Source organism: Lactiplantibacillus sp. 7.2.4, from assembly GCF_018991185.1.
In the GTDB taxonomy this organism is placed as follows: Bacteria; Bacillota; Bacilli; order Lactobacillales; family Lactobacillaceae; genus Lactiplantibacillus; species Lactiplantibacillus pentosus.
Genome location: NZ_JAGYGS010000081.1, coordinates 1 through 10,629 on the forward strand (window position 1 = coordinate 1; position 10,629 = coordinate 10,629).

Genomic DNA, 10,629 nt, shown 5'->3' on the forward strand with positions numbered 1-10,629 from the left:
TTTTGGGGTAAATGGGGTATGATAATAAGGTAATTAAGTTGTACACAACTTAATAGCTGAAAGGACTGATTTTAATGACTAAGCAGCAAGATGAGTTACGGCAACGCCTAACACCTGAACAATATGCAGTCACTCAAGAGGCAGCAACTGAACGACCTTTTAGTGGTGAATATGATGATTTTTATCAAGACGGCATCTATGTTGATGTTGTAAGCGGTCAGGTATTATTCAGTTCGCGTGATAAATACGATGCTGGCTGTGGTTGGCCATCCTTCACGAAACCGATTGAACCGGCTAATCTCAACGAACATTACGATGACTCGTTCGGCATGCATCGGACCGAAGTGACTAGCGCGCAGGCGAAATCGCATTTAGGGCACGTCTTCCCAGATGGTCCGCGTGACCAGGGTGGATTGCGCTACTGCATTAATTCAGCCGCACTAAAATTCATTCCAGTTGATGAATTAGAAGCCGCGGGTTACGGTCAATACCGGCAGTTATTTAAATAAGACATTCAAACCAAATGGAGGATTAATATGACAGATACTGCAATTTTTGCTGGCGGTTGTTTCTGGTGCATGGTCAAACCATTTGATCAACAGCCTGGAATCAAGTCCGTGATTTCTGGATATACGGGTGGTCACGTTGCTAATCCGACCTATGAACAAGTTGCCAGCCATACGACTGGTCATACTGAGGCGGTCGAAATCACCTTTGATCCTGAAATTATTAGCTATGCGCAATTGGTTGAAATTTATTGGCGCCAAACAGATCCGACTGACGCCTCTGGTCAATTCCAAGACCGCGGTGATAGCTATCGGCCTGTCATTTTTGTGAACAGTGAGGAACAACGGAAGGTCGCCACGGCTTCACGTGACGCATTGGCAGCCAGCGGTAAATTCGCTGATCCAATCGTAACGACGATTGAAGACGCCAAGCCATTTTATCCAGCAGAGGAAGAACATCAAGACTTCTATCGTCGCAATCCATTTCGTTATCAGATTGAAGAAATGGGCGGCCGTGAAGCCTTTATTAAGGAACACTGGCAAGACTAGTTAGTACAAGGACACAAAAAAATAACCCGGCTTATGACGAATTTTGGGGACGTCATAAGCCGGGTTTTATTATCAGTTATAATGATTGATTAAGTCCCATTATTTAGCTTGATAAGCATTGAGCGCTGAATAAAAGGATTGTTTGACAGAGTCGCGAATATTCAAATAAGTAATATAATCAGATAATTCGTGAACATTACTCGTCATTGGAAAATCAAAATCAGAATGGGCGTAAGAAGCAGCTGGAGCGAACGGTCCGTTTTGTTCAATGAACGGTTCCAGCCAACGGTAAAATGTCATCAAATCATCCTTTCAAGTACTTTGGTTAATCAATATAACCAGTGTACCGCAAAGATTGCCGCTGTACAGGCGTTTTAAGGCTTCTTAACTAACTAGCAAATGCAGTGTAATGCTTGTCCTACGTTTGTAAAGTATTGTAAAGGTGTCGTAATAACGTAATGTTACTTTAACTAGTAAAGTTAATGATCAAACTCACCTGTTAGTTGCTGATTACCTGGTGCCCAGTCTAGTTAAAAACCTACCTGTAAAGCAGTTGAAGACTGATATAACCACACAATCAAAAGCCACCCGCAACGGTAATTGTAGGTGGCTTAACGTGGCTCAGGTGGTTCGCTTAGCTTGTAAGGTCCGCAAATCACGTTGTCTGAGCAAATTTTGGTAATATTCGAGGCTGGTTGCGTCTAAGCGTAAGCGTGTCATAATTTGGGTGGGTTCAGTCGTCCGATGCTGGTTTAAATACCACAGGATAAAGTCTTGACGGAGCGTCACGGGCTTCAGTGGCACGCCTAAGCGCTGGTCGTCGCCGGCTAAATACTTGTGCAACGCCGCCAAAGTGATGTGTGGATCATTGCCACGTTGACGCTTCTTTAAGAACAAATCTGGGCTGCCACTTTGTGCTTGTAAAGATTGTAAATAGGTTTGTAACGTCATGATAAAGCGGTGTTCGTCAACGGTAAACTGTAGCTGTTTAAAATCCTGATAGAACCCAGGCGTCAGCATTTCGGTGGCGGTATAACCCTTGTAAGTTAGCAATAAAAATAAGCGCGTATACGGGTGCAGGTCTTCGTTTGCCAACCATTGTGGGAGTAACTCTGGCCACGTGGTGGTTGTCGGTTGGTTTAGTAAGGGTTGTCCTTTGATTGCAAACGTCGGCAGCGTTGTAATAATTCGATGGGCAAATAAGTAGCTGAAGTAACCATTTAAGTTTGAAAGTGCTTTGTTCAAGGTTGACGGTTTGAATTGGCGTTGCTCACGTAGCATTTCCAAATAGGCGCGAATATTATTTTCAGTTAAGTCAGCGAGTAACTGATCTTTAGCGAAAGTCTCGTTGAAATGTTGTTCATAATTAAAAAAGTCTGCGAGCGTCAATTCATATTGTTCAATCGTACTAGCTTGTTTGCCAGCAGTTTGTAAGGAAGCAATAAAGCTACGGGCATACGGAAATTTAGCAGTCATTGGCAGCAGGCCGTCCTTTCAAGTGATAAAATCTTACTTTAACTAAAACATAAAATAACCGAAAAAACAAGCAATATATCGCGTGCTGAGAGACGCATTCTGAGAGCTAGTTCAGATGATGGACGGACAAGTTTTGGTCGTTAATTGTGCTTAAAATCAACGAATATGAATCAAGGATTTGAGGTGAATTAAGTAGTCAGATGAACAAATCGTAATTAGGATAGAAAATTGCTTGGTAACATGATTAGCAGAATTTGCGACATACTAAAATCAAATTCAGCATGAGTCAGATTTGAGCCAACTTGATAACTGACGAATGATTCAATTCAAGCGATCAAATTTAATTCAAATTCAAATGACACTTAAAAGCTCATCATTGAATCTGAGTAAATAAAATATTTCGGTTGACGATTGAATTTAATATGCCGAATTTAAAATTCAGATTCAATTTATCATTTTAAAATGTCAGCGGTGAAAGTTGCAAACGAAAAAGTCGTGATCAAGTTTGTAAATTGTTGTTCAGGGGACCATTTTAGGTCGTGGGGGAGTATTTTTACTTTTGATTCTACTTTGTATAATATATATTATGTAAACTAGAATATATCAAAAAAGCCCCCTAGCTAAATTAGCCTGGATCAAGCCTGACTCATTGGTTTGACCGTTAACTGGTCTTTTTTGCGCAGTTTTTTAACTTTTTGAAATAACTTTTTCTAGATTGACTGACAAATCAGAATGAGTTTTAACAGAGCTGTTTAAAATAACTTCAATAAATTCAACTAAAAACGCCTGAATCCGTTAAATGAGACTCGGATTCAGGCGTTGGTTTGTGTAAATACAGTTAGCTAGTTCAAATGCTCAAGTTATCTGATTCAACGGCTCCGTCAATGGTATTCGCGCTAATCAACCCATATTTGAACGCATTGCTGGGTTTAAAGTACAACTATGCCGCTGTATGGCATTCGTTCAGCAAATCGGGCCATATTACAAATTCTACTGGTTTTCATTTAAGGCGTAGCAATCTATGTTTGGTCACCAACTGTTGCGGTCACTTAAAGACTTCGTGTGGTTGTTTGAAAGCGTAACTAAGATTGACGGTGCCTCAAATATGCTGATAAATGCGGAAACAGCGCGTTTTATAGCCATCAATCGCACCATTCACGAACAGCTGTGTCAGCAACATCAACTTGATTACCGGCAATCGTTAGTGGTCGTTCAATCGTATAATTGGTCGCGCCACTGATTTGCAGCAACTGAGATATCACATCAAGGCAGTTGCCAATACCGTAGCCGCCATTTGTTTCAAATGGCATGATACGTTTTCCTGATAGTTCGTTTCCGTAAGCTTTCAAGAATGCTTTAAGTGGTTCGCTCAGTGTCATGGCCCAGGTTTGAAAGCCCAAATAAACCGTCTCATATTGCGTCAGGTCTGGTAATTGCATATTTAAATCTGGTGTCAAACCCGTATCACGTTCACGATTAGCACGGGTTCTGGTTTCTAGATAATCAGCTGGATACGGATTTGTGAGCGTAATTTGGCAGACATCGCTGTTGGTCAAATTAGCAATTTTACTGGCTAGCAATTCGGTTGCACCTGAACGCGACCAATAAATGACGATGTAATGTGCTTTCTCAGTGATTCGGCGAGCGACACCCTGACTAGTCGTACCTTGACCATCAGATGGGGTCATGCGCCCACTATCCCAGCGTGCGCCCTTGCGTGTGACTTGATTGGCTTGCACAGGTTTACCGGCAATATGACCCAAAATCGGACCTAATGAGTGTTGTTGCATATCGATAACCACCCTTCCTAAGTGATATTAAAGCAGGGACTCGGCTTGTAAAAAACGCGGCCGTGCCCCTGCTTTTTAGCCCCTGCCATTTTTAAGCTTAAAAACAGCGACAAGCAGTCAAATGGTCACCATCTTGAAGACGACTTTTTGGCTGCTTGTGCTTAAAACAAATTAGTAAACTGGGCGAGTCTCACCCTGCGTGGCAGCATCTGCAATCCCGACGCTGTCATTTGCTAAAAATGTCGGATCTGCGATGATTTTGACAATCACGTCGGCCATACTTTGACGCGAGCCAGAGACGCCGACATACGGTTCATTGCGGTGAGTCAGCTGATACTTGATTTCGTCACGGTCGTTTAACCATGGAAAGCGCAATGTTGTATAGGAAATTCCGGACTGCGCTAGTAATTCATCAGCGTGAATAGCAGCTGGTAGGCCACTTTTGACCATTTGATAATTCCAACGGCCATATTCACCAGGAACTTCATTGTAAAGTCCTAATAGACTCGATTCAATGATCCGTTGAACCCCTTGTTCTCGACTGGCTTTGATGACATTACGCGTGATGACGTTATCAGGTGTGTGATCCACCGCCGCAATGTAAACGATATCTTGCCCGTGCATAGCGGCTTTGACGGCCTGATAATCGGTCATATTACCATCGATTAGGGTTACCCGCGAATTGTCAGCTAGGTTTGCAAGTAGTGATTTTTGACGTAGAAACAATGTCAAATGGACATCGGATTGCTCCGCTAAAACACGTTTTTCAACGATGCGGGCGATTTGTCCGTTGGCACCTAAGATTAACACGTTTTTCAAATAGATTTCCTCCAATCTGGTTACTCAGTTGGCCTTGTGTGAGACCGTCAAACTGCGTTAATCTGCGATAATTAATAACGATTTGATGGCTTCACGTTTGTCCATGGCTTCATAGGCTGCTTGAACATGGTCGAGGTCAAAGCGTTTCGTAAAGACCTTTCCGGGATGAATCTGACCATTTAAAACATCATCTAATAGGACTTCACGATCATAGGTGGTGACTGAGGCAATCCCGCCACGTAGACCAATATTGCGCCAGAATAAGTTATTGGGGTTCATTTCTGCCTTCTGTGGGACGCCGACTCGACCAACAACGGCACCCGGACGGCCAACCTTCACTGCAGTATCGACCGATTGTTCAGTACCGACACATTCCAACACTGCGTCAGCCCCCTTGCCATCAGTCAATTCGAAGACTTTTTTAACCGCTTCATCGCCCCGTTCAGCAATAATATCAGTCGCACCAAATTCTTTAGCGAGGGCTTGTCGATCCGCGTGGCGACTCATGGCAATAATGCGACTCGCACCACGTAACTTGGCAGAAATGACACCGCAAAGTCCGACTGCCCCATCACCCATGACAACGACCGTATCACCTTGTTTAACTTCAGCCGTTGCAGCCGCGTGGTAACCAGTCGCCATGACATCTGATAGCGTCAGTAGATCATTTAACTGCGCGTCGGTGTAATCACTTGGTTGGCCAGGTACTTTAACCAGTGACCAGTCCGCATTGGTGAAACGTAAATATTCACCCTGATAGCCAACCATTTCATCGGGATGATTGTTGAGACAGTTACCTTCAAAACCGGCCAAACAAGCGGCACAATGCCCACAACCATGCGTAAACGGTGCAATAACAAAATCACCTGGTTTGACATGGGTCACTTCATCGCCGACAGATTCAACCACCCCGATGGCTTCATGGCCGACCGCTGACGGGTGCTTACGATCTGAAATCCCGCGGAACCACCACAAATCTGATCCACAGACACACGCCCGAACGATCCGTAAAACGGCGTCTGTGGGTTGTTTAATGGTCGCCTTTGGCAATTCGCGTGCTTCAACTTTTCCTGGTTCAACAAATACTGCTGTTTTCATAGTTAATAGCCTCCTAAAGCTGTTTAAAATTGTTAGTGATTTAATTGATTCAATTATCGTGGCTCAAAATTTAGTCTAATCAGCACATCATGACCCTGATTCTTGATATATGGCGTTGTCCCTAGTCGTCAGACGCTATGCTGCAACGGTTTTCAGCCATTGCAGAATCTGTGGCGTGGTCGTCTGACGGTCAACTGCGAGGCCTGACTTAACCTGCGCAGTTGGAATTAGTTGGGCAATCTCGGCCTCATATGTCCCCGGAGTTCCCGTATGCGTATAAAATGGTGCGACAATGCCTTTAAAACCCGCTATTTGACGCAAGAATTGCCGGACTGGGGTTGCAACTGAGTGGTGCCAGACTGGGCCACCGACCAGTACAATGTCATCTGGACTAACACTGGGCATGACGTTGGTCAGTTGAGGCAACGTATCCGTCTCAATCTGGTGCTGAGCGATGGTTGCGGTGGCATACATATCGGCTGAGAATGTGTCATCAGCAACCGTTAGTTCAATTGGACTAACATGTGCCTGTGCCGCAATCTCCCGTGCTGCTTTCGCAGTATTGCCTGACCATGAATAGTAAACCACAATAATATGTTTTAACAAGGATCGGTTTCCTCCTTCCAATGACTTCAATACAATTACTAGTATAGAACCTTGAAGTAACTTCAAGGCAAGCGTTTGATCAAAAAAGTTTTAATTAATGGCGAATAAAAATATCGATCGTATCCCCGACAAGCTTTTCGAAGACCACAATCGATATTTTCCATGAATCTTATAGTGCCAGTGAAGATCGACAACAAACCAGCCCCAAACTGACTAGGCCCCCGAGATACTGTTGCTGGCGTTAATGATCGTCAAATGATGCTGTCGTTGACGCCACCATAATTTGACCCCGGCCACCCCACAAATCAGCAACATGATAATTGGTAAGTACAAAATCACGTGATACCGCCCCTGCACTTCCAGTGGTAAGGCGGTTAGCGTGAACCCGTCGAATAATAAAGCAGCCATCATCAAGTAGGTATTCAAATAATGGTGCCGCCACTGAAGCCAGAGCCCCATCATGATGCTGAGTAACGCTAACACCAACATGCCTTGCCAATAAATGACAGCTAGAGACACGATTATGGGTGCCCAGTGAAACCAGTTGTGATTGAGCGCACCACCATGGTGACTAAGATTATATAACGACCAGTCGTAACCATAATCTTCGCGGGCGAAGTTTTGCATCTTCTGATTTGCAAAGTTGCCCAACTGTGGTTTGATATGCGTCAAATTAGTTTGTAGCGTCGTTTCCAGGTGCCGCGTGATTTGTGGGTACGCCTGATTCAACGTTGGTGCGACTCGCAGTTCATGATCAACACTTGCTTGTAAATGGGCACTGTAGGTCCCGTGAGTATTTGGATCAGTACCGGTCGCCAAACTGTACAACGTTTCAACGCGGGATGGTGCGATTCGAATGCCGTAAAGCCAGCTGTCGAGATTGGTCGCCGTGACGAATAAAGCTAGCACAACCCCACTATATAGCAGAAGCTGTCGATATTGCGGCTGCAATCGCTGCCAGTTCGAACGACTGTAGACAAATGCGGCCATAAGCGCCACAGCAATCACCCATACCGCCATGATTGGACGTAGCATATTGGCCACCACCGTTGCGATGACAGCTAGTCCGAGGAACAAGCGTTGGTCAGTCCGAGTGGTTGTCGAAAGTGGGACTAACGCGCGTGTCAGGGCGTACATGCTGAGCAACACACTGGTTAAGAAGAACGGTTCACCGCCATTTAACAAGCTTCCATACAACCAGTATGCGGGAATACAATAGAAGATGAGCGCTGCTGCAATGCCTAATTGACGGGATAGCCAGCGCGCGACTAACCAGTAAATGAGCAGCATATCAAACCAGCTACAACTGATATTAATCAGTTGACTAACAAAATAATTATCGCCGCCAAAAGCCGCAGCTAAGCTGAACCCGTTTGCAATATTGAGCGCGTGTGGAAATAGGACGTAGTTTCCAATGACCCCTTGTTGCCATAGCTGTTTCCAAGTTAATCCTTGGGCACTAAAGGCCGCGAGCGTGTGATAGTTCCAAAAATCCGAGGTTGGCTGAATCTTTAGCCCGGCAATTAACGGTAATTTGAGTAAAGTTAGTCCCACAAATACACTCAGCAACCAGGCCGTACCGTGTCGACTGAGCCACCAACTGCCAAAGCCAATGGCACTGATCAGGATTAAGAAGATTAGTCCACTAGTGAACAGCGTGCTCGGAGTCGCGTGTTGTGGCAAGCCAATCTCCAAATTTGCGACCAATAACCAGCTCATTAGTCCCGCGGCAACTAGTAAAACAATCGTTTGAAACAGATGTTTTAGCCATTTCATGAGTCGATTCCTTCCTATCCTTAGTATGATCGTTTAAGTCCAGCGTATTTGCGTGGTCGAATCACCGTCCCGTGATGAGTTTTGGCCCAAGCGGTCTGTCCGCGCAGTTGCCGATAAATCGCAACGTATGGCGTGAGGCTAATAATTAATAAGAATGCTTGAAAGCTTAACGCTTCACGAATGGCGAGCGCTAAGGACATTGGCTGATGAACGGTCGTACAGTTACGCTGATAAAGCGCGGCTAGCACGCAACACGCGGCTAACGCAATCATGACCAGTGTGCCGATTGCGAGATGGTGCCATCCAGCTTGCCAATGGACCAGACTACGCTGAATCAGAATGGTTAGTGTCACTAAACTGGTAGCCGGTACGATACAACCAGTGATGGGCATCAAAATCCAGATGCTCGTATCGACTTTTTGAAAGCCGTTCAAGTATGGTGACCGCCAGAGCGCTGGTAAGTAATGCATACACTGCACGGCGCCCTGACACCAGCGAACGCGTTGGCGGAAAAACGGTTTGAGCTGTTCGACAGCTTCTTGCTGTACGACCAGCGTGTGGTCAAACTCGGTTCGTGTCCCGCCCAACAGCCAGGTTCGCAGGGTAAACTCCAAATCTTCAAGTAACCGATCGCCCCACGGATTTTTCAGCGCCAAATCGAAGCGCACAAACTGACCATTCCCCGATGCAATTCCTTGTCCGAGGTGATTACGAAGCTGTTGTGTCGCGTTATTAACGCCCATGAATTCAAAATTTTGCATCTTAGTGAGCCAATTGGGTTGGTTGTAAATACTAACACTCGTTTGGAGCATCGCTAACCGGGCATCTTGTTCAAAACGGGCAACCACCCGAGTTAAATCCGAAGCGTTCATAAATGCGTCGGCATCCAGTACACCAATGACGGTTTTGCGCGGGTCAACATCTGTTGCCAACGTCCGGTGAATGTACTGCACGGCCGTATTTAAGACCGCCCCCTTCCCCGCCTGTTCGTTGGCGGCACGGTGTAAAACTTGCAAATACGGTGACTGCGATTGAGTTAGCATCAATAAACTGTGGTCGCTAGAATCATCATCCACTGCGATTAACTGGGCATGGATGGATGCCGGTAATTGATCGAGTGCATTAGAGAGCTGGGCCACGGTTTTGCCAATGACGCGCTCTTCATTCAGAACCGGGATAATCAAAAAGAGCTGATACGGGGTTGGGCCTTTGAGATAGACGCGGGTCGGCTCCCGGTAGTGGTTGATCAACCCCAGATTGATTAAAAAATAAAGATAGAACATGACCGAAATTGTCATGGCAAGCGTGATTAAAATCATTGCAATCCCCCCAAATACCTTTATTAAGTCGGTATTATACGCACTATTTTCATATTTTCCCATTATTGACGTTATGAAAACATAGTGAACAAATCATAGTCGGATTTTACAGCGTTTTTACGTGAATTTTACAATAATACGGTAGTCAGTTAGTTGATAGCCTGATAAAATGACGTTATTAACTAATAAGAAAGCAGTGATTAGATGCGCAAGCTAATTGCCGGTTTATTCATCTTACTGGTGCTCCAACCACTTGGACTGTATTTGTGGCGCGCACAACTATTGAATGTGATTCCCATTCATTACGGTATTTTCGGCATCAGTGCCTGGCAAGCCGACCCCCAACATTACGGGGCGCTCATCGAGAGCATGCTAATACCTGCAGCACTAATTATCATTGCACCACTCCGACCACAGCCACCACTAAACTGGGTGCGGCCAATCCAAACGAGTCTTTGTGGTTGGCTGTTTGGTATGAACTGGCTACTCCTCATTAACCTCTTTACTCATGCGGCTTGGATCAATTGGATCAGCTTCATTTGGTTGGTCATCTGGGTTGCGGCCGCTGGATTGCAGCTCTTAGTCCAACTTGCATTTGATTATCCTGGGCATAAAAATGTCCATTCTTGATTATTCTAACGGCCAAAAAAGCAGCGCTCCATCATGGAAGTAAAGTGAACCCCTATGGAA

General features: G+C 45.1%; 11 protein-coding genes. 3 read left to right on the top strand and 8 right to left on the bottom strand.

The window, feature by feature from the left end; genetic code table 11:
• Positions 1 to 74 precede the first annotated feature (74 nt).
• Together msrB and msrA are read left to right on the top strand one after the other, a co-directional pair.
• Entirely contained in the window at positions 75 to 509 is a 435-nt protein-coding gene (gene msrB, locus KGF70_RS15445) for a peptide-methionine (R)-S-oxide reductase MsrB (RefSeq protein ID WP_216769465.1), read from the top strand.
• A gap of 27 nt (positions 510 to 536) precedes the next feature.
• The gene (msrA, locus tag KGF70_RS15450) at positions 537 to 1,055 is read left to right on the top strand and encodes a peptide-methionine (S)-S-oxide reductase MsrA (protein ID WP_216769464.1); all 519 of its coding nucleotides are present in this window, start codon (positions 537 to 539) and stop codon (positions 1,053 to 1,055) included.
• A 99-nt stretch (positions 1,056 to 1,154) separates the two neighbouring features.
• Here the strand turns inward: msrA and KGF70_RS15455 are convergent, their stop codons facing one another.
• From KGF70_RS15455 to KGF70_RS15490, 8 genes are all read right to left on the bottom strand, one after another.
• The gene (locus KGF70_RS15455; protein ID WP_216769463.1) at positions 1,155 to 1,355 is read right to left on the bottom strand and encodes a YozE family protein; all 201 of its coding nucleotides are present in this window, start codon (positions 1,353 to 1,355) and stop codon (positions 1,155 to 1,157) included.
• A 321-nt stretch (positions 1,356 to 1,676) separates the two neighbouring features.
• Positions 1,677 to 2,531: a phage integrase N-terminal SAM-like domain-containing protein gene (locus tag KGF70_RS15460; RefSeq protein WP_216769462.1), complete on the bottom strand. Its 855-nt coding sequence runs from the start codon at positions 2,529 to 2,531 to the stop codon at positions 1,677 to 1,679.
• A 1,142-nt stretch (positions 2,532 to 3,673) separates the two neighbouring features.
• Complete coding sequence (locus tag KGF70_RS15465) at positions 3,674 to 4,321, bottom strand: flavodoxin (protein ID WP_216769461.1); 648 nt, start codon at positions 4,319 to 4,321, stop codon at positions 3,674 to 3,676.
• A gap of 171 nt (positions 4,322 to 4,492) precedes the next feature.
• Positions 4,493 to 5,140: an NAD(P)H-binding protein gene (locus tag KGF70_RS15470; protein WP_216769460.1), complete on the bottom strand. Its 648-nt coding sequence runs from the start codon at positions 5,138 to 5,140 to the stop codon at positions 4,493 to 4,495.
• 57 nt (positions 5,141 to 5,197) lie between these two features.
• On the bottom strand, positions 5,198 to 6,238 hold the full coding sequence (locus KGF70_RS15475; protein ID WP_216769459.1) for a zinc-dependent alcohol dehydrogenase family protein: 1,041 nt from the start codon (positions 6,236 to 6,238) through the stop codon (positions 5,198 to 5,200).
• 135 nt (positions 6,239 to 6,373) lie between these two features.
• Positions 6,374 to 6,844, bottom strand: coding sequence for a flavodoxin (locus tag KGF70_RS15480; RefSeq protein WP_157685910.1), 471 nt, complete (start codon positions 6,842 to 6,844; stop codon positions 6,374 to 6,376).
• A gap of 213 nt (positions 6,845 to 7,057) precedes the next feature.
• The gene (locus tag KGF70_RS15485; RefSeq protein WP_216769458.1) at positions 7,058 to 8,620 is read right to left on the bottom strand and encodes a hypothetical protein; all 1,563 of its coding nucleotides are present in this window, start codon (positions 8,618 to 8,620) and stop codon (positions 7,058 to 7,060) included.
• A gap of 20 nt (positions 8,621 to 8,640) precedes the next feature.
• Complete coding sequence (locus KGF70_RS15490; protein ID WP_216769457.1) at positions 8,641 to 9,939, bottom strand: glycosyltransferase family 2 protein; 1,299 nt, start codon at positions 9,937 to 9,939, stop codon at positions 8,641 to 8,643.
• 204 nt (positions 9,940 to 10,143) lie between these two features.
• Here KGF70_RS15490 and KGF70_RS15495 point away from each other — a divergent pair, with 204 nt between their 5' ends.
• Positions 10,144 to 10,569, top strand: coding sequence for a hypothetical protein (locus tag KGF70_RS15495; protein WP_216769456.1), 426 nt, complete (start codon positions 10,144 to 10,146; stop codon positions 10,567 to 10,569).
• The last annotated feature ends 60 nt before the right edge of the window (positions 10,570 to 10,629 follow it).

Excerpts from the sequence above, each read along its gene's own strand:
- KGF70_RS15495 (WP_216769456.1), top strand. The coding sequence starts at position 10,144 with ATGCGCAAGCTAATTGCCGGTTTATTCATCTTACTGGTGCTCCAACCA.
- msrA (WP_216769464.1), top strand. The coding sequence starts at position 537 with ATGACAGATACTGCAATTTTTGCTGGCGGTTGTTTCTGGTGCATGGTC.
- KGF70_RS15465 (WP_216769461.1), bottom strand. The coding sequence starts at position 4,321 with ATGCAACAACACTCATTAGGTCCGATTTTGGGTCATATTGCCGGTAAA.
- KGF70_RS15485 (WP_216769458.1), bottom strand. The coding sequence starts at position 8,620 with ATGAAATGGCTAAAACATCTGTTTCAAACGATTGTTTTACTAGTTGCC.
- KGF70_RS15475 (WP_216769459.1), bottom strand. The coding sequence starts at position 6,238 with ATGAAAACAGCAGTATTTGTTGAACCAGGAAAAGTTGAAGCACGCGAA.
- KGF70_RS15460 (WP_216769462.1), bottom strand. The coding sequence starts at position 2,531 with ATGACTGCTAAATTTCCGTATGCCCGTAGCTTTATTGCTTCCTTACAA.
- KGF70_RS15455 (WP_216769463.1), bottom strand. The coding sequence starts at position 1,355 with ATGACATTTTACCGTTGGCTGGAACCGTTCATTGAACAAAACGGACCG.
- msrB (WP_216769465.1), top strand. The coding sequence starts at position 75 with ATGACTAAGCAGCAAGATGAGTTACGGCAACGCCTAACACCTGAACAA.
- KGF70_RS15490 (WP_216769457.1), bottom strand. The coding sequence starts at position 9,939 with ATGATTTTAATCACGCTTGCCATGACAATTTCGGTCATGTTCTATCTT.